We start from the raw sequence: 17,596 nt of genomic DNA on the forward strand, positions 1-17,596 counted from the left end.
CACCAATGTTGTTCGGGTACACTCCAAAGACTGTTGCGAATCTGTATTCAAGTTTTGAGGAATGACCATGGCGGACTACAAAGCTCCCCTGCGCGATATGCGTTTTGTACTTAACGAAGTTTTTGAAGTATCAAAGCTTTGGGCTCAGTTGCCGGCTTTGGCTGAAGTGGTTGATGAAGAAACCGCCAATGCAATCCTCGAAGAAGCAGGCAAGGTCACTGCCGGTATTATTGCCCCGCTCAACCGTAGCGGCGATGAAGAAGGCTGCAGCTGGAGCAACGGTGCGGTGAAAACCCCGGATGGCTTCCCGCAGGCCTATAAGACCTACGCCGAAGGCGGTTGGGTGGGTGTTGGTGGCGATGCCATGTTCGGCGGCATGGGCATGCCCAAGGTGATCTCGGCCCAGGTCGAGGAAATGGTCAACTCGGCCAACCTGTCGTTTGGCCTGTACCCTATGTTGACCGCAGGCGCTTGCCTGTCGATCAACGCCCACGCCAGCGAAGAGCTCAAGGAAAAGTACCTGCCAAACATGTATGCCGGCACTTGGGCGGGCTCCATGTGCCTGACCGAGCCGCATGCCGGTACTGACCTGGGCATTATCCGCACCAAGGCTGAGCCGCAGGCAGATGGCAGCTACAAAGTCAGCGGTACCAAGATCTTTATCACCGGCGGTGAACACGACCTGACCGAAAACATCATTCACCTGGTATTGGCCAAGCTGCCAGATGCGCCAGCGGGCCCGAAAGGCATCTCGCTGTTCCTGGTACCCAAGTTCATGGTCAACGCCGATGGCTCCCTGGGCGAGCCTAACAGCCTGTCCTGCGGTTCTATCGAGCACAAGATGGGGATCAAGGCTTCGGCAACCTGCGTGATGAACTTCGACGGCGCGACCGGCTACATCATTGATGCACCGAACCGTGGCCTGGCGGCAATGTTCACCATGATGAACTACGAACGTCTGGGAGTGGGTATCCAGGGCTTGTCGACCGGTGAGCGTTCTTACCAAAGCGCGATCGAATATGCGCGCGAGCGTATCCAGAGCCGTGCGCCGACTGGCCCGGTTGCAACGGACAAAGCCGCTGACCCCATTATCGTGCACCCTGATGTTCGGCGCATGTTGCTGACCATGAAGTCCCTGAACGAAGTCGGTCGTGCATTCTCCAGCTATGTTGCCATGCAACTCGATACCGCCAAGTTCAGCGAAGATCCGGCCACGCGCAAACGTGCCGAAGAGCTGGTCGCACTGCTGACGCCCGTGGCCAAAGCCTTCCTCACCGACGTCGGGCTGGAGACTACAATCCACGGCCAGCAGATTTTCGGTGGTCATGGTTTTATACGTGAGTGGGGCCAGGAGCAGTTGGTTCGTGACTGCCGTATCACCCAGATCTACGAAGGCACCAATGGTATCCAGGCGCTTGACCTGGTTGGCCGCAAGGTGATCGGCAGTGGCGGGGCGTTCTACAAGCACTTCGCTGACGAAATCAAAGCCTTCACCGATTCGGCCGACTCCTCGCTGTCCGAGTTTGTTGAGCCGCTCAAAGGTGCAATCAGCATTCTTGAACAGATGACCGCGGACTTGCTGGAGCGCGCCAAGAGCAATCCGAATGAGATCGGTGCGGCTTCGGTCGAGTACCTGCATGCCTTTGGCTACACCGCCTATGCCTACATGTGGGCGCTGATGGCGCGCACGGCATTGGCCAAGCAGGGTGAAGATGACTTCTATGCAAGCAAGCTCGGCACAGCGCGCTTCTACTTTGCCCGTATCTTGCCGCGCATTCATTCCTTGAGTGCTACGGTCAAGGCCGGTAGCGAAAGCTTGTATCTGCTTGACGCTGCGCAGTTCTAAGCAGGCGTTTCGGCAACTAAAAAACCCGCTTCGGCGGGTTTTTTAGTGCTGGAAAATCAGTTGTTGCTGATTCGCTCGGCCAACGATGGATCGTCAATAAAGCGGTTGCGGATGCCTTGCAGCTCGGCGATTTTATCGTTGCGGGCTTTCTCGGCGGTATCGGGCGGGTCGATCTGGTTCCATTTCTTGTACATTTGCACCGGGCCAATAATTGGCAAGTCGTATTCGCTGGCCATATAGAAAATTGCCCGGGCAATGTTGCCCTTGGCGTCATCGCGAGGTTCAACCAACTGAAAGGTTGCCTGCATCTGGCAGCCAATGTCGGCCAGCTTGTTCGCCGCGTTGTTATCCAGCTCCCCGAACTGTGCGTTGCGTCGAACCAGTTCGGCGCGGGCAAGTGCCGGGTAGAGGTTATGCAAGTCGGCCTTCATGTAGGGGTAGCGTGGGTTGACCACCGCACATTGGTTGTCGGTGGTACAGAGCAGGGCGCGCTTTAGCTGCTTGCCGTTGTAGACCTCGCTAAGCGTCAGCAAGCCGCTTTGCTGGTCGAATGCCTGGCCGCAATAGAGGGTTGCGCCGCCGTTTGCGTAAACAGTCTTCCACAGCAGCTGTTCGGCGCTCTTGTGGTCAGCCGTTTGTGTTTGTCCCCCGGTCGGGCCTGCGAGGCTGGTGTTGCAGGCCAGGCCGGAAAGCGCGAACAGGATCAGTGGTTTTAGAGATGGCATGGCAGTTGGCGTTAGTCTGATTGTTTTATGTAAATGTGAGAAAAATCGCAGAAGAACAAAAGCCGATCAAACGCTTGGTTGGTTTGATATAGCGAAATGCTTACAAGCAGCGTCATGTTTTAGCCCTGTTGCCTATAACGGCAATAGCCTAAATTAGATCGCGTGGACGTAGTGCAGGAAGCACGTATTACTATCATGGATACGATGGAATGCCTGCCAGGATGGCAAGCAGGTCAAGGAAGATCGGATACAGTCTGCATGAACCTCGCTTTTAAAGCGGGGTTTTCTTTTTTCCGGGGTTTGCTTTTTGCAAGCTCCAGCCCCTTTGTCCTGGGGGCGCCGCAACAATAGCGGCGCACCTCTTTACTCAGGCCTTGTGGTGCAGTTCGACCCACTTTGCATAGGCGTCGATAAACTTTTGCAGGAAAGGTTTGACGCTGTCGCTGAGCTGGCCGTTGTCGTCGAAGAAACTGCCGGCACCGCCCAGATAGGCTTCTGGTTGCTGCATCATTTGCACATTGAGAAATACCATTGACTGGCGCAGGTGATGGTTGGCGCCAAAGCCGCCAACGGCGCCCGGCGATGCGCTTAGCACCGCACCTGGCTTGTCACTGAATACACTCTGGCCGTAAGGACGCGAGCCCACATCAATAGCGTTCTTCATTGGGGCGGGCACCGAGCGGTTGTACTCGGGAGTGACGAACAGCAGTGCGTCGGTTGCCTTAACTTGATTGCGAAACTCGGTGTAGGCGTCCGGTGCGGGTTCGACATCGATGTCTTCGTTGTACAGCGGCAAGGCTCCGATTTCGATGATCTTCAACTGCAATGACGGTGGAGCCAGATCAGCCAGGGCCAGTGCAAGTTTGCGATTGATAGAAGCCTTGCGCAGGCTGCCGACCAAGACGGCAACGGTGTATTGCTTGCTCATAAATGCTCTCTCTGCTGATTAATGGAAACGCAGCTCTACTGATGCGGTAGAACAGACTATAGCTACAAAAGCTTGACAGTCGTATTTCGCAAAGGTTTGAACCTCGGCAGAAAAGGGCGGAACCTGTTGTGCAATTGTCATTAATTGTGTGGATATTCAAATTACAAGAACTTCGCCCCAGGCATACAGCCTGGGGCTTTGCACGTTTTTTAGCTGAACTGCCTCCTGAGCTCTATCCCATGAAGCTTTCAAGGAGAACACCATGAATACCTACAGGCTCACCCACTTTGATTTGTTCGACCCGGCACTGCAGCTAGAAGCTGAAGAATGCCCGGGCCAATTGTTGGCGTTTGACACAATCGCGAAGCAAGAAACCGCAGCCGTGGAAAGGCCCGGTATCCATCAGAAAATTGTTGGCGTCATTACCCTGGTCGAGCAGCTAAATCGCCAATTGGACGGTACTGCAAGACAGTCCAAAGCGGGAAATCGCATGCAGCCTTAACCTGGTCCGGAGGTATATGCGGCGCCGGTTTCAGCCGCTGTTTTCTGGACGCCGTTGCCAGGGATGGCGCTGAGAAAACACACACAGGCTGAACTGTCGGGGCAATGACGAGTCAAAATTTACGTACCCAATGCCGGGGCATCCACAAAGGAGCTTTTCAATGGATCTGATCCGAATTTTGATCGCCATTTTGTTACCGCCACTTGGTGTTTTCCTGCAAGTCGGCCTGGGAGGCGCTTTCTGGCTGAACATCCTGTTGACCTTGTGCGGCTACATTCCAGGTATCGTTCACGCCGTCTGGATTATTGCCAAGCGTTGAGTGCAGCGCCTGACGCCGCACTTGATGTGCGGCGTTGGAGAGTCATCCAACACCCTGCGAAGACGAAGTTCTCGCAGGGTGTTTTCATTTCTGGGCCTGAACCACATCAGGGCATTCACTCTGCGAGTGGGTCAGGCCAGGCTGGCAAGGCCTGTGGTGGGCGCGCTGCTAATCCTCAAGCCAGCGTTGCTTTCAGGCCCATGGCACCTTCGGCGAACAGTCTGGCGTCCATCAGCTTGGGGGTGCGTACAATGGGGGCGAATGCCATGCGCTGCAATATATCGCGCTGCAGGTCTACACCGGGGGCTATTTCTATCAGCTCCAGGCCCTGCGCTGTGAGTTGGAACACGCAGCGCTCGGTAACGTACAGCACAGGTTGTCCGCGCTCGGTTGCGTGCTGCCCGGAGAATGTACGGTGCTCGACCTGTTCGACGAACTTGCACATATCGCCGTCCTGATTGATTTTCAGTTGCCCATCGATAATCTGGATATCCTGCTTGCCCGCACTAAAGGTGCCGACAAATACCACACGCTTGGCGTTCTGGCTGATATTGATAAAACCGCCAGCACCCGCCAGGCGACTGCCAAACCTGGATACGTTGAGATTGCCTTCAACATCGGCCTGGGCAAGTCCGAGAACAGCCAGGTCAAGCCCGCCGCCATCGTAGAAGTCGAATTGATAAGGCTGGTCGAGCAATGCGCTGTGATTGCTCGCGGCGCCAAAATCCAGTCCTGATGCAGGGACGCCACCAATCACGCCGGGCTCAGCCGTGAGCGTGAGCATATCTATCATGCCTTCCTCGGCTGCAACGGCCGCAACACCCTCGGGCATGCCAATACCGAGATTGACCACGGCGCCAGATGACAACTCCATGGCCGCGCGCCTGGCAATCAGCTTGCGTATCTCAAGTGGCATGGGCGCGAGGCTGTCGAAGGGGACGCGTGTTTCGGCGGAGAATGCCGGGTTATAAGCTGTGGCAAAGGTCTGTTGATGGTTTTCTGGTTGAGCGACCACGATGCAATCGACCAGGATTCCAGGAATCTTCACATCTCGCGGATTGAGCGTGGCGCTTTCAACCATACGCTCGACCTGTGCAATGACCAGGCCGCCGCTGTTGTGCGCAGCCATGGCGATGGCCAGGCTTTCAATGGTCAGGGCTTCGCGTTCAAAACTGAGGTTTCCTTCCGTGTCGGCGCTGGTTGCACGGACGATGCCGACATCAATCGGGAAGGTCGGGTAAAACAAATAATCCTGGCCATCGATTGGCATCTTGCGCACCAGCTCGGCCTGGGTACGCTGGTTGAGTTTGCCGCCGCCAAAGTCCGGGTCGACAAAGGTGCCCAGGCCGACCTTGGACAGTTGCCCGGGTTTGCCGGCTGCGATGTCGCGAAACAGTTGCGAGATTACTCCTTGCGGCAGGTTGTAAGCTTCGATGAGGTTATCCACCGCGAGCTTCTGCAAGCCTGGCACCAGGCCCCAATGGCCTCCGATAACCCGACGCACAAGCCCCTGGTGGGCAAGGTGGTTGAGACCACGTTGCTTGCCGTCACCTTGACCTGCGGCGTACACCAATGTCAGGTCGCGCGGGCTTTGCTCCTGTTGAAAACGCTGTTCCAGGGCGATGGCGATTTCTTCGGCAAACCCGATGCCGACGAATCCGCCCGTGGCGATAGTGCTGTTATCGGTTATGCGCGCCACTGCCGCGGCTGCGCTCATGACTTTACTCATGGCGAATACTCGAAAACTAAGGAAGTCCAAGACTGGCGTGAGGCAAGCATGCCGAGGTCGAAAACCCCGGCATGCTTGTGGTTTAAAAACTACCGAACAGGGTGCCGAGGGTAATGACCACCGCCAATGCAAGCATTGGAAAGGCCACGGTATTGACGAAGATGAACTTGTACGACTCGCGGTGAGTGAGCTTGCAGATCGCCAGCAAGGAGATGACCGCACCGTTATGCGGCAAGGTATCCATGCAGCCCGAGGCCATTGCCGCGACGCGGTGTAAGAGCTCCGGGCTGATACCCGCTGAAGTGGCCAGTGTCATGTACTGCTCACCGAGCGTTTTAAGGGCGATGGACATGCCGCCGGATGCCGAGCCAGTAATACCGGCCAGGATATTCACCGCCACCGCTTCGGAGATCAGCGGGTTATCGGAGACGCCCAAGACCAGGTCGCGGATCACCACGAAGCCTGCCAGGGAAGCGATGACCGTGCCATAACCGACTTCGGCAGCAGTATTCAAAATCGGCAGCATCGAGCCAAACGAGCCCTCGTTGACGGTTTTCTTGAGGTCCATCCAGCGCTTCCAGTGCAGCACAATCAACAGCAGAACCGCGACGGCCAGGGCCACGATAATCGCCCAGATACCAATCAGGGATTTAGCGTCAGACAAACCGCCAAATTCAGGCTTGGCCAGGTAGCTGGCATCGATATTTGGCAAGATTTGCTTGGCCATCAGGAAATTCAGGCCAATCACCAGCAGTATGGGCAGCAGTGCCAGCCAGAAGCTTGGCGTGTAGGCGTGCGTTTCCAGAACCGGGTCATCCTGATGTTCGCCATAGCCTTCGCCGGCTGCCTTGAGTTTGCGCGCTTGGGAGGTCAGCCACCAGGTCCCCAGGCCAAACATGATGGAGCCGGCAATAATGCCAAGCCCTGGCGCGGCAAAGGCGTCGGTGCCAAAGAAGGGGTTGGGAATCGCATTCTGGATGGCCGGAGTGCCGGGCAGCGCGGTCATGGTAAAGGTAAATGAACCCAGGGCAATCGCGCCCGGGATCAAGCGCTTGGGAATACCTGCCTCGCGAAACAGGGCGGCGCCAATTGGATACACGGCGAATGCCACCACGAACAATGAGACGCCGCCGTAAGTGAGAATGCCGCAGGCCAGCACAATGGCCAGAATGGCGCGCTCGCTGCCAACTTTAGCGACGATGCCATGGGCAATGGCGCGAGCAGATCCCGAGTCGTCCATTAACTTGCCGAATAATGCCCCAAGCAGGAATAACGGGAAGAACTGGATGACGTAGCCGCCCATGGCCTTCATGAATACTTGGGTGTAGGTGGGCAGCAGCATGCTGGCTTCGCCGGAAAACAGCAGCGCCAGCAGGGCAAGCAACGGGGCGAGAATCAGCACATTGATGCCGCGATAAGCGAGGTACATCAACAGTGCGAGTGAAATCAGAATACCGAGGGTACCCATAGGTCATTCCTTTTTGTTGTTGTTTTAGGCGCCGCTCTAGTTGGCGGGCCGGCTAAAGCTGTGCGTCACAGACAGGCATACGCACATCTAGGTTTACTAGAGCGAAAGCTGTGCCAAGTGGTTCAAGACTTTAGTTGTATTGAGGCGCAAGGCCCGAAGAACGGGCCTTTCCGGCATCAATGAGCGGTAGGATTGGATTTAAAGACGAGAGCGGTACTGTCTATTAAATTGGACATGTATGAATTTTTGGAGCGGTTGGCGATTAAGGTGTCTAGTTTTCTAGACATTAAGCATTCACCGTTCAGCCCAGTCAGCGCTCGGCCAGGCCGTGCTGTTGCAGCTTGTTGTAGAGGCTGGCACGGGATATTCCCAGCTGGATGGCCGCTTGCCTGCGGTTGCCGGAGCAGGCGGCAAGGGCCACCTGCAAGGCTTGGCGTTCTGCCTGTGCAAGGCTGTGGGCCAGTGGGGGCGCTTGATGCTCGTGCGCTGGCGGTGTCGATTGGGCTGGTACATCGGCCAGCACAGAGAGGCTCGGAGCGGATGAACTGAGCAGCGGTTGGATCAACTGCGCATCGAGCAAGGTGCCTTCAGCCGCGAGCTGCACCCGTTCCAGCAAGTTGCGCAATTCACGGACATTGCCCGGCCATAACTGCCTGGTCAGCAGTTGCAGGGCGCCATCGCTAAGCTCCATGGGTGCCTGCCCCGAACGATTGGCGATGTCATCGAGCAGATGTTCGACCAGCGCAGGAATGTCTTCACGACGCTCACGCAGCGCCGGCACATTCAGGCTCAGTACATTGAGGCGGTAATACAGGTCGTCACGGAACTGCCCATTGGCGACCTTGGCTTCCAGGTCGATATGGGTGGCCGCAATCACCCTTACGCTCAAGGGCTTTACCTGGTTCGAGCCCAGCGGCTCCACTTCCTGCTCTTGCAGCACACGCAGCAGCTTGGCCTGTAGCGGCATGGGCAAATCGCCTATTTCATCGAGAAACAAGGTGCCGCCATCGGCCAGTTCGAACTTGCCAATGCGCGCTTTGCGATCCGCGCCGGTGTAGGCCCCGGGAGCCGTGCCAAATAGCTCGGCTTCGACCAGCGTTTCTGGAATAGCCGCGACATTGACTGCAACAAAGGCACCGTTTGCCCTTGGCGATAGGTTGTGAATGCCCTGGGCCAGCAATTCCTTGCCGGTGCCGGTTTCGCCACGCAGCAATACAGTTGCATCCAGTTGCGCGGCACGCCGGGCCTGACGTTTGACTTCGCTGGCCGCGTGGCTGGCACCAATAAAACCGGCGATGGTGTAGCGCGCACGCCGGGCCTTGGCCAGCTCATGCTGAGTGGCGAGCAACTGGTTTTGCAGGCTGTTGTATTTGGCCATCAAGGGCTTCAAGTGCCGGGCGCGGTCAAACAGCACGAAGCCAAGTGCGCCGACCATGGTGCCGTCCTCGTCGCGTAACGGAATTCGCGTGACGACAAAGTGCTCATCACCAAAGGCCATCAGATCCAACATGCTTGGCTGGCCGCTCTCTACCACTTCACGCAACTTGCTGGCGGGCAAGACGTCTTCAATGTCCTTGCCCAGGACGCTGCGGACATCGCTTATGCCTACCTTTTGGGCGTACTTGTCGTTTATCCAGACAATTCGCGCCTGGCGGTTAACCGCAAATGTGCCTTCGCACTGCGCATTGAGGTGATCGAACAATAGCGGCATGGCCACGGCGCGAAAGCGCTCGGGTGAGACGCCGACGATCAAGCCATCGTGGTCGAGGTCTTCGCGGGAAATAGTCATCGCCGGCAGCATCCTGAAAAGCAATCGGGCGATTATGGCCAGCGCCAAGGCCTGTTGTCCAAAGCAGGCGCATCATGCCTTTTGATAATGGCACTTTATGCGGGCATTTGAGATAGTTAGTAGGCTATGCGCTAGCCGCTGGCGAGCCGTTCGTGACTCACAAGGTCAAACGAGCGGTTTCAACGCATAAATGCGTGCATTTGGTGCCGACCCGGCACACCCAGGCGACTCATCCGCTCGCCGCTGGATCTGCCGAACACAGTTTTGAATGCTGTGATCGAGCCTTGAGCCTTACTAAATAAAAAAACGATATCGATCCACATCAAGGATGCCCGATGAAATTTCCCCGTTGCTTTACGCTGCTGGCAACTGCCGCTGCCTTGTCCGTAGCCATGACTGCCCAGGCGCGCGAATACTCAGTTTCAACCGTCCTCTCGGATGCCTTTCCGTGGGGACAGGCTGCGCAGAAATGGGCAGACCTGGTCAAGGAACGCTCTGAAGGACGCATCACCCTGCGGGTGTATCCGAACGCTCAACTGGTTGCCGGCGACCAGACCAAGGAGTTTTCGGCCATGCGCTCCGGGCTGATTGATATGGCGGTTGGCTCGACCATCAACTGGTCGCCACAGGTGCCGGAACTCAATCTGTTCTCGGTTCCCTTCCTGATGAAGGATAACGCCGACCTGGATGCCATTACCCAGGGCGAGGCGGGCAAGCTGGCCTTCGCTGCTATCGAGAAGCGCGGCATCATGCCCTTGGCCTGGGGCGAGAACGGCTTTCGTGAACTGTCCAACTCGGTCAAGCCGCTGCGTGCGCCGGCTGATCTTGCCGGCTTGAAAATCCGGGTAGTGGGTTCGCCCTTGTTCCAGGATACCTTCACTGCGCTGGGCGCCAATCCAACGCAAATGAGCTGGTCCGATGCCAAGCCAGCATTGACCACTGGTGCGGTTGATGGCCAGGAAAACCCGATCTCGGTGTTCGACGTCGCGCGGGTTGATCAGGTGGGTCAAAAGTACCTGACGCTTTGGCACTACATGGCTGATCCCCTGATCTTTGCGGTCAACCAGCGGGTCTGGAAAGGCCTGCCTGAAGCCGATCGCGAACTGCTGAGCCAAGCTGCTCTGGATGCTGGCAAGTGGGAGATCGAGCTGTCGCGTGGCCAGCAGGCACAACGCTTGGCTGATATCCGTTCGCGCGGTGTGGAAGTGGTGGAGCTTAGTGATGCCGAGCGCAGCGCGTTCGTTGAGGCCACGCAAAGCGTCAAGCAAAGCTGGGCGCCGAAAATTGGCCCGCAGTTGATGAAGGCTGCCGAAGACGCCATCGCCAAACCCTGATCCTGTGTGACCCGCAAGCCCGGGGCTTGTGGGTGTTTTGAGGTGTATATGAATAAACAACCGGACGCACGCCTGGAGCGTGCGCTGGCGACGCTGGCGCTGGTCATCATCAGCCTGATCAGCCTGGCTAACGTAGTGGTGCGCTATTTCACCAATGCATCCTTTGCATTCACTGAAGAGTTTTCGGTGTTCTTGCTGGTTATCCTGACCTTCGCCGGTGCGTCAGCTGCATTGCGCCGTAATCGGCATATTCGCATTGGCATGCTCGAACGCATGTTTCCGGCACTGCGCACACCTTTGATTGTGTTGCAGTGGCTGGCGGCGGTGACAGTACTGGGCTTGATTGTCTGGTATGGCGGTCAATTCGCGCTTGAGGAATACCAATGGGATTCTGAATCGCCAGGCTTGGGCTTGCCCAACTGGTGGTACGTGGTGTGGTTGCCATTGCTGGCCCTGTTGATGTTGTTCCGACTGACCCAGATGACCCTTGATCGACTGCGCGGGAGACTCAGCGATGAGCCCTGACCTGTGGTTGATTGTCAGCTTTATCGGCTTATTGGTTCTTGGCGTCCCTGTTGCGTTTGCCCTGGGCCTGTCCGGCGCTATCGGCATAGTGGCCGGGCTCTCTCCGGACATGCTGGCGACCCTGGGCACCAACACCTATAACGGTGTCGCCAAATACCCGCTGATTGCGATCCCGTTGTTTATCCTCACCGGCCTGGTGTTTGAAAAGGCCGGTGTGGCCCTGCGCCTGGTGCGCTTTGCCCAGGCGCTCATCGGGCCACGTCATGGCGGCCTGGCGCTGGTTGCGATCCTGGTCTGCCTGATCATGGGCGGCATGAGCGGCTCCGGTCCGGCCGATGCCGCGGCCGTGGCCATGGTGATGTTGCCGAGCATGACCAAGGCCGGATACCCAAAACCCTTTTCTGCAACGCTGATTGCGGCCTCCGCCTCCACTGCAATTCTAATTCCGCCTTCGATTGCCTTGATACTCTATTCAATCGTGGTCCCGGGCGTGGACTTGCGTGCGCTGTTTGCTGCCGGCCTGTTCCCTGGAATCATTGCGGGTCTGGTGTTGCTGCTGCCCGCATGGTTGCTGTCGCGCCATTACGGCTGGGAGTCACCGGATAGCGCGGAGCGTCCCCCGGTATGGATGAGTTTTAAACAGGCCCTGCCTGCCTTATTTGCTCCGGTCATCATCCTGGGAGGCCTGCGCAGCGGGCTGTTCACGCCGACCGAAGCCGCCGTGGTGGGCGTTGCCTATGGCGTGGCGATTGGCTTGTTTATCACCCGTGATCTCGACTGGCGCAGCCTGTGGAAACTATGCGGCGAAGCCGCGATGATCTCTGGCGTAGTGATGCTGATCATTGCCCTGGCCGGTATATTCGCCTGGGCAGGAACCATGCTCGGTACATTCCGTCATTTGGCTGAATGGCTGATCTCGCTGTCGGACAACAGCACGGTGTTGCTGATACTGGTGATGGTGGCGGTATTGCTCGCGGGGATGTTGCTTGATGCAATATCGATCTACCTCATCCTGATGCCAATCCTGATTCCGGTCATGCAGCATTTTGGCTGGAACCCGGTGTGGTTCGGTATTCTGCTGGCCATGAACATTGCTATCGGCCAGTTCACCCCACCTGTTGCGATCAACCTCATGGTGACGGCTGAGGTGGCCAAGATACGCCTGGAACAAACCGTGGGTTGGGCACTGTTATTCGTATTGGTGATGGGCAGCGCGCTGGTGCTGGTCGCTGTATTCCCGGAAATTGCACTCTGGCTACCGCGGGTATTGGGCTATGCGGTCTGACGGCCAGGCCTCGCGCGTTCAGCCCTGAGAAGCGCGAGGCCTGGGGCCGCTCAAGCCTCTGCGATTACTTGCAAGATGCACTCAATACTCTTTAATTAGGCTGCATGCAGGGAGAGGCTCCATGGATATTGGAGCCTCTGCTTAATTAATTTCTCTGCGCGAGGGCTATCAACGCCATGGGCTTGTATAGTGGCAATTGTTCACTATGGTGCTATTGCAGTGCTATAACTGGATAAGAAGTTACCCACGCGGTCAGGATAATAGGATGTCACTGTTGCGCCCCCAGCACCGCATTAATGACGAGCTAATCGCTTCGGGTATCGAAGACGCCAGCAAGCGTACATTGATGCGGATTATTTTGATCGCGACTGGCATTACGCTAAGTGGCTTTGCGGTCTTGCAGTTCCTTTCCGGCAATCACCTGTTCGCCCTGTTCGAACTCTGCGCCTCGGTGCTACTGGTGTTGGGCGGCTGGCGGATTGTCTATACCCGGCACCTGACTCCCTGGGTGTACCTCTACGTCCTGCCGACCGCATGTTTTCTGGTCTACATCATCGTCATGCCGCAAGCCTCGGCGACTGCATTCGTATGGATCTACATGATTCCATTGCTCAGTTATCTCTTGCTTGGCCGGGCCCGGGGGTTTCTGGTCGCGGTGCCCTTCATGGTGGTGTCGACGCTCTTGTACTTCCAGCAGCATCGCTACGATTTGGATGCCGAAGGCTTGATCGATGTAGGCAATGCTATCCTTTGCGGCCTGTTGACCATCGCCTTTGTGCACATCTACGAGACCCTGCGTGCGCAAGCCTATCGTCAGCTTGAGCGGCTGGCGCAGACCGATGCCTTGACCGGCGTCGACAGTCGCGGTTGCTTCCAGCAGGCGCTGGAACGCAGTATCCAGGAAGCCGAGCGCAGCAATCTGGCTGTGGTTCTGGTGATCCTCGATGTCGACCATTTCAAGCAAGTGAATGATCAGTGGGGCCACGTGGCCGGTGACATGGCGCTCAAACACCTGTGCTCGTCAATCTTGAAGCGTTTGCGCGCCACTGACAGCATGGGCCGGCTGGGGGGCGAAGAGTTTGGTCTGCTGCTGCGAAATACCGATCTCAAAGGTGCCAAGCCCCTGGTCGAAGACTTGCGCAAACAACTGGCCAGCTCGCCCTTGCTCTACGGCAAGCAGCAGATTCAACTCTCGGCAACCTTTGGCGTGGCTGAATGGCCAAGCGATGGGCGCAGTGTCGACGAACTCTATCGCTGTGCAGACCGACGCCTGTATTACGGCAAGCAGCAGGGGCGTAACCAGCTGGTGACGGCGGATGAGGCTGGGGTAAAGGCAGATCTGGTAGGTGGTGCCAGCGCCTGAGCCTGGTCGGTTGAGAGCCTGCCTGGCAACTGGTTATTGAGCTGTTTGCCCAGTAGCTGTCGATTGGCTAAATACCAGTGCCTTCAAACCACTGTCTGGGTCAATGTCGGCAAATTCCGGCGGATTGGCCAGGCGCTGCTCGAACCGCAAGCCCGGTGCATCATTGGCCATGCCATCAATCAGGAACTGCGGACCGACATCAGGGTCGTTGACGCAGGCCAGCACCAGGCCCTGCTCGGTCAGCAGCGTTGGCAGGCGGCGGATGATGCGCTGGTAATCCTTGCTCAAGGCAAAGCTGCCTTTCTGGAAGGACGGCGGATCGATAATGATCAAGTCATAGGGGCCGAGCTTGCTGACCTTGCCCCAGGACTTGAACAGCTCGTGTCCGAGGAAGCTTACCCGGCTCATGTCATGCTGGTTAAGGCGGTGATTGTCGCGGCCACGACTCAAGGCAGCACGCGCCATATCCAGGTTGACCACATGCTCGGCGCCACCCGCGATTGCCGCCAGGGAAAAGCCGCAGGTGTAGGCGAATAGATTCAACACCCGCTTGCCTTGTGCATGTTCGCGTACCCATTGGCGGCCCAGGCGCATGTCGAGAAACAAGCCGTTGTTTTGTTTCTTGCCCAGGTCGAGCAGGTAGTTCAGGCCGTCTTCACTGATCACGCGTTCATTAACCATCTCGCCATGAAGCACCTCCATGCTGCTGTCCGGCAGGTAGCGATGGTGCAGCAGCAACGTCTGCGCCTGGCTGGCCTGCCAGGCCGTCGACTGGGTCAGTTGCATCAGCATCTGTTTCAGGGCTGTAAGCTCGCCTGCCTCGGGCTCGCGGAACAGCGACACCAATAGCACGCCTTGCAGCCAGTCAGCGGTGACGTGCTCAAGCCCCGCCCAGAGGCGACCGCGACCATGGAACAGGCGGCGTGTTTCAGCAGGAACATGGTTGAGGGCTTCGGTCAGCTGGATGCTGAGGGTGTTCAGGGCTGCAGGATTCATAAATCACGACGTTTGCAAAGTTGCCCGCCATTTTAAATGGCCAGTCTCTGATCGGGTTGGAAAATTTCAAGCGCAGTTGTGATGCCCTGTAACCATGGGTTGTCGAGGCGCCTTAGGCTTGTCGTTAAATGACAACTGGCTGACAGGAAATGACAATTAGTCCGAAAAGGGGAGTGCGATTATTCAGGTCAAATAACAAGTAAATCCCTACGAGGGGAGATTCAACATATGCGCAATCATCTAATTGCACTGTCGCTTGTGAGTATTTTCCTGGGTAGCGCCTGGGCCATAAAAACAGATGTCCAGGCTAAAAAACCTGTAAGCCCCAGCGTTAGCATCGCCCAGGTTTTCATCAGCCACTGATAACGCTTTCTCTCCAGGCAGCACAGGCGACTTAGCATAAGCGGTGATTTCCGCTTGTCGCCATGGCGCAATCGCGCTGCAGATGTGAGCTGCCTCATCATCCCCATTTCAACTTTGCTGCTTCACAATCCTACCCGGCGTCTGGATGGCTACGCATGCTGAGTCAAAGTTCACTCACAGTCCCTTACAGGCTGCACAGGTGGCGATAAACCATCGGGTGCAGCCTGTATCCGTGCAGGGTCGGTAAGCGTTATGCGTTCGGACGAATCATGACCTTGATTTGATCTTGTGGCGTGGCCAGTTGCTCGAAAGCATCGGCGATTTGCGAGAGCGGCACATCGTCAGTGATCATCGCACTGGCATCGAGCTCACCTTCGGCCAAATGGTGCAGGGTTTGGGCAAACTCCTCGGCCGAATAGAAGCTGGCAAAGCCCAGGTTCAACTCTTTCATCACTGGGAACACCGGTTCAATCTGGTCTGCCTGCATGCACAACCCGACAACCATGATGCGTGCGCCATACACGGCCCCAGCCATGACCTGCTGGATCATGCCAGGCACGCCTACACATTCGAAAATCACCGAAGGACGACGCCCTGTTCCGCCGAGCATTGGCGATATGGCGCCGAACAGCTCAGCATTATCGGTCTTGGCGGCTTGCTCCCAGGCTTCGTACGGCGACTGCTGGCGCGGATCAACCACCACATCGGCGCCGAGTCTTTTCGCCTGGGCCAGGCGTCCGGCAGAGAAGTCAGCCGCAACAATGGGTTCGATGCCACGCATTTTCAGCACGGCGATAATGGCCAGGCCGATAGGGCCGCAACCGACGACAAGGGGGACGTCGCGCTGCGTGATCTTGGCCTGGTTAACGGCATGAAGCGCTACCGCCATGGGTTCGGTGAGAGCCGCCATTTCACTGCTCAAGCCATTGGGGACAGCAAAGGCCATACGGCTGTCGATGGTCATGCGTTGTGCAAAGCCGCCCGGAATATCGGTGGGGGCTGAACCAATAAAGACCATGCCGTCCTCTCGCGCTAGAAACGGCAAGGCAACAACCCGGTCGCCGCTCTTAAAGCGTGAGTCGCCCTTGAGCGGTTCAAGAACCTCCGCACAAAACTCATGGCCCAGGGAAATTGGCCTGCTGGGATCAACAATGGCCTTGCCCAAGGCGCGCAGGCTGGAGTCACTCATTTCCCTGGCATTATGAACGCAATGCAAATCCGTGCCGCAAATGCCGCAGACCAATGAGCTGACAAGCAACTCGTGGGCCTTGGGGATTGGCTCGGCAACATCCTCGATCCTGAGCTTTTTATCTATAACTACTGCGGCTTTCATGGCAGTTCCTTATGGGGTTCGGCTGCAATTACCTGCGGATATTGGGCTGAAGAACGGGTCTATAATTGTCATTAGGCACCTGATTTTTGGCATTTGACGTCAGCTATGGTGATATTTCAGGCTGGCGCAATATGTCAAATACTGGGCGTGAAATGCACAGCGAAAATGCATTGCCAGGCGCAACCATGCAGTTCGATTAAAAATTTGCCTTCCTTAATCCCCGGGAGGCATGTGAGGAGTCGCAAATGCGTTTACAAAATAAGATCGTTCTGGTGACCGGAGCAGCCTCGGGTATGGGCCTGGCTTTTACTCGCCGTCTTGCAGCCGAAGGTGCCAAGGTTTATTTCACCGATATCAATGCCGAGGCTGGCAAGCGCGCCGAAGTGGAGTTGCGTGAGCAGGGCCTGGATGTGATTTTCGACAGGCATGACGTCACCAGTGAAGAAGACTGGTCGCGCGTGTTGGGTGTGATTCACGACAAAGAACGGCGTCTCGATGTACTGGTCAATAACGCGGGCATGGTCATCCCTGGCAGCATCGAAGAATGCACCCTGAGCGACTTTGATCGCACCATGGATGTGAACCTGCGCAGTGTATTTATTGGCTGCAAGCAGTCATTGCCATTGATGAAAGACAATGGCGGCTCAATCATCAACATGTCATCAATTACGGCAATCTGCGGCGAACCCGCGGCGCTCTCCTACAGCACCTCTAAAGCTGGGGTGCGTTTCCTGTCCAAGTCGGTTGCTTTGCATTGCGCGGCCAAGGGCTACCCCATCCGCGTCAACAGCTTGCACCCTGGCTACATTGAAACGCCATTGGTGGCAGATGCCACCCAGGCCATCGGCGAAGAAGCCGGGCGGGAGTTCCATGCGCGGTTAATGCAAGAGATCCCATTCAAGCGTCTTGGAAAGCCTGACGAAGTGGCCGGTGCGGTGGTGTTTCTTGCCAGTGATGATTCTGTCTATGTCACAGGTACGGAAATGGTTGTCGATGGTGGCTACGCTTGCCACTAAGGCCCCCGGGGAACAGGCAGGCGATATGACTGCGTTAAAAAACTTATCGCAGCCTTTGGGTTGCTACTTCCCTTG

The 17,596-nt window shown here is 56.7% G+C and carries 15 protein-coding genes; 8 read left to right on the forward strand and 7 right to left on the reverse strand.

What is annotated here, in order from left to right; translation table 11 throughout:
* Nucleotides 1–67: 67 nt before the first annotated feature.
* Nucleotides 68–1,846, forward strand: a complete 1,779-nt coding sequence (locus tag PSES9_RS0108505) for an acyl-CoA dehydrogenase C-terminal domain-containing protein (RefSeq protein WP_010485976.1) — start codon at nucleotides 68–70, stop codon at nucleotides 1,844–1,846.
* A gap of 56 nt (nucleotides 1,847–1,902) precedes the next feature.
* Here PSES9_RS0108505 and PSES9_RS0108510 read toward each other — a convergent pair whose 3' ends face one another.
* Nucleotides 1,903–2,571, reverse strand: a complete 669-nt coding sequence (locus PSES9_RS0108510; protein WP_010485978.1) for an endonuclease — start codon at nucleotides 2,569–2,571, stop codon at nucleotides 1,903–1,905.
* A 367-nt stretch (nucleotides 2,572–2,938) separates the two neighbouring features.
* On the reverse strand, nucleotides 2,939–3,499 hold the full coding sequence (locus tag PSES9_RS0108515) for an NADPH-dependent FMN reductase (protein ID WP_010485981.1): 561 nt from the start codon (nucleotides 3,497–3,499) through the stop codon (nucleotides 2,939–2,941).
* 262 nt (nucleotides 3,500–3,761) lie between these two features.
* Here PSES9_RS0108515 and PSES9_RS0108520 point away from each other — a divergent pair, with 262 nt between their 5' ends.
* Nucleotides 3,762–4,001 carry a hypothetical protein gene (locus tag PSES9_RS0108520; protein ID WP_010485983.1) on the forward strand — a complete coding sequence of 80 codons (240 nt, stop codon included), beginning with the start codon at nucleotides 3,762–3,764 and terminating at the stop codon, nucleotides 3,999–4,001.
* A 160-nt stretch (nucleotides 4,002–4,161) separates the two neighbouring features.
* Entirely contained in the window at nucleotides 4,162–4,320 is a 159-nt protein-coding gene (locus tag PSES9_RS24490; RefSeq protein ID WP_010485985.1) for a YqaE/Pmp3 family membrane protein, read from the forward strand.
* Nucleotides 4,321–4,495: 175 nt separating this feature from the next.
* Here the strand turns inward: PSES9_RS24490 and PSES9_RS0108530 are convergent, their stop codons facing one another.
* The 3 genes from PSES9_RS0108530 to PSES9_RS0108540 form a co-directional block, all read right to left on the reverse strand.
* The gene (locus tag PSES9_RS0108530; protein ID WP_029529445.1) at nucleotides 4,496–6,049 is read right to left on the reverse strand and encodes an acyl CoA:acetate/3-ketoacid CoA transferase; all 1,554 of its coding nucleotides are present in this window, start codon (nucleotides 6,047–6,049) and stop codon (nucleotides 4,496–4,498) included.
* An 82-nt stretch (nucleotides 6,050–6,131) separates the two neighbouring features.
* Nucleotides 6,132–7,517, reverse strand: coding sequence for a GntP family permease (locus tag PSES9_RS0108535; RefSeq protein ID WP_010485988.1), 1,386 nt, complete (start codon nucleotides 7,515–7,517; stop codon nucleotides 6,132–6,134).
* 310 nt (nucleotides 7,518–7,827) lie between these two features.
* A complete protein-coding gene (locus PSES9_RS0108540; RefSeq protein WP_029529446.1) occupies nucleotides 7,828–9,306 on the reverse strand; it encodes a sigma-54 interaction domain-containing protein in 1,479 nt (492 codons plus the stop codon).
* A 335-nt stretch (nucleotides 9,307–9,641) separates the two neighbouring features.
* On the opposite strand from PSES9_RS0108540, the gene PSES9_RS0108545 reads away from it, so the two are divergent.
* From PSES9_RS0108545 to PSES9_RS0108560, 4 genes are all read left to right on the forward strand, one after another.
* A complete protein-coding gene (locus PSES9_RS0108545; RefSeq protein WP_010485992.1) occupies nucleotides 9,642–10,640 on the forward strand; it encodes a DctP family TRAP transporter solute-binding subunit in 999 nt (332 codons plus the stop codon).
* A 48-nt stretch (nucleotides 10,641–10,688) separates the two neighbouring features.
* Nucleotides 10,689–11,165: a TRAP transporter small permease gene (locus tag PSES9_RS0108550; RefSeq protein ID WP_010485994.1), complete on the forward strand. Its 477-nt coding sequence runs from the start codon at nucleotides 10,689–10,691 to the stop codon at nucleotides 11,163–11,165.
* Nucleotides 11,155–12,450, forward strand: a complete 1,296-nt coding sequence (locus PSES9_RS0108555; protein ID WP_010485997.1) for a TRAP transporter large permease — start codon at nucleotides 11,155–11,157, stop codon at nucleotides 12,448–12,450. The genes PSES9_RS0108550 and PSES9_RS0108555 overlap by 11 nt, the downstream gene beginning before the upstream one ends.
* A gap of 265 nt (nucleotides 12,451–12,715) precedes the next feature.
* Nucleotides 12,716–13,813 carry a GGDEF domain-containing protein gene (locus PSES9_RS0108560; RefSeq protein ID WP_010485999.1) on the forward strand — a complete coding sequence of 366 codons (1,098 nt, stop codon included), beginning with the start codon at nucleotides 12,716–12,718 and terminating at the stop codon, nucleotides 13,811–13,813.
* A gap of 33 nt (nucleotides 13,814–13,846) precedes the next feature.
* Here PSES9_RS0108560 and PSES9_RS0108565 read toward each other — a convergent pair whose 3' ends face one another.
* Together PSES9_RS0108565 and PSES9_RS0108575 are read right to left on the reverse strand one after the other, a co-directional pair.
* Entirely contained in the window at nucleotides 13,847–14,809 is a 963-nt protein-coding gene (locus PSES9_RS0108565; protein WP_010486001.1) for a class I SAM-dependent methyltransferase, read from the reverse strand.
* A 613-nt stretch (nucleotides 14,810–15,422) separates the two neighbouring features.
* A complete protein-coding gene (locus PSES9_RS0108575; protein WP_010486006.1) occupies nucleotides 15,423–16,505 on the reverse strand; it encodes a zinc-binding dehydrogenase in 1,083 nt (360 codons plus the stop codon).
* A gap of 245 nt (nucleotides 16,506–16,750) precedes the next feature.
* On the opposite strand from PSES9_RS0108575, the gene PSES9_RS0108585 reads away from it, so the two are divergent.
* Nucleotides 16,751–17,521 carry a glucose 1-dehydrogenase gene (locus tag PSES9_RS0108585; protein ID WP_010486007.1) on the forward strand — a complete coding sequence of 257 codons (771 nt, stop codon included), beginning with the start codon at nucleotides 16,751–16,753 and terminating at the stop codon, nucleotides 17,519–17,521.
* Nucleotides 17,522–17,596: the final 75 nt, after the last annotated feature.

Origin of the sequence: Pseudomonas sp. S9, from assembly GCF_000222125.1 — a bacterium.
GTDB lineage: Bacteria > Pseudomonadota > Gammaproteobacteria > Pseudomonadales > Pseudomonadaceae > Aquipseudomonas > Aquipseudomonas segetis.

What these genes read in the sequence shown, in the direction of transcription:
- PSES9_RS0108550 (WP_010485994.1), top strand. Translation starts at nt 10,689, where the DNA reads ATGAATAAACAACCGGACGCACGCCTGGAGCGTGCGCTGGCGACGCTG.
- PSES9_RS0108565 (WP_010486001.1), bottom strand. Translation starts at nt 14,809, where the DNA reads ATGAATCCTGCAGCCCTGAACACCCTCAGCATCCAGCTGACCGAAGCC.
- PSES9_RS0108545 (WP_010485992.1), top strand. Translation starts at nt 9,642, where the DNA reads ATGAAATTTCCCCGTTGCTTTACGCTGCTGGCAACTGCCGCTGCCTTG.
- PSES9_RS0108555 (WP_010485997.1), top strand. Translation starts at nt 11,155, where the DNA reads ATGAGCCCTGACCTGTGGTTGATTGTCAGCTTTATCGGCTTATTGGTT.
- PSES9_RS0108530 (WP_029529445.1), bottom strand. Translation starts at nt 6,049, where the DNA reads ATGAGTAAAGTCATGAGCGCAGCCGCGGCAGTGGCGCGCATAACCGAT.
- PSES9_RS0108560 (WP_010485999.1), top strand. Translation starts at nt 12,716, where the DNA reads ATGTCACTGTTGCGCCCCCAGCACCGCATTAATGACGAGCTAATCGCT.
- PSES9_RS0108575 (WP_010486006.1), bottom strand. Translation starts at nt 16,505, where the DNA reads ATGAAAGCCGCAGTAGTTATAGATAAAAAGCTCAGGATCGAGGATGTT.
- PSES9_RS0108585 (WP_010486007.1), top strand. Translation starts at nt 16,751, where the DNA reads ATGCGTTTACAAAATAAGATCGTTCTGGTGACCGGAGCAGCCTCGGGT.
- PSES9_RS0108515 (WP_010485981.1), bottom strand. Translation starts at nt 3,499, where the DNA reads ATGAGCAAGCAATACACCGTTGCCGTCTTGGTCGGCAGCCTGCGCAAG.
- PSES9_RS0108535 (WP_010485988.1), bottom strand. Translation starts at nt 7,517, where the DNA reads ATGGGTACCCTCGGTATTCTGATTTCACTCGCACTGTTGATGTACCTC.
- PSES9_RS0108520 (WP_010485983.1), top strand. Translation starts at nt 3,762, where the DNA reads ATGAATACCTACAGGCTCACCCACTTTGATTTGTTCGACCCGGCACTG.
- PSES9_RS0108540 (WP_029529446.1), bottom strand. Translation starts at nt 9,306, where the DNA reads ATGACTATTTCCCGCGAAGACCTCGACCACGATGGCTTGATCGTCGGC.
- PSES9_RS0108510 (WP_010485978.1), bottom strand. Translation starts at nt 2,571, where the DNA reads ATGCCATCTCTAAAACCACTGATCCTGTTCGCGCTTTCCGGCCTGGCC.
- PSES9_RS0108505 (WP_010485976.1), top strand. Translation starts at nt 68, where the DNA reads ATGGCGGACTACAAAGCTCCCCTGCGCGATATGCGTTTTGTACTTAAC.
- PSES9_RS24490 (WP_010485985.1), top strand. Translation starts at nt 4,162, where the DNA reads ATGGATCTGATCCGAATTTTGATCGCCATTTTGTTACCGCCACTTGGT.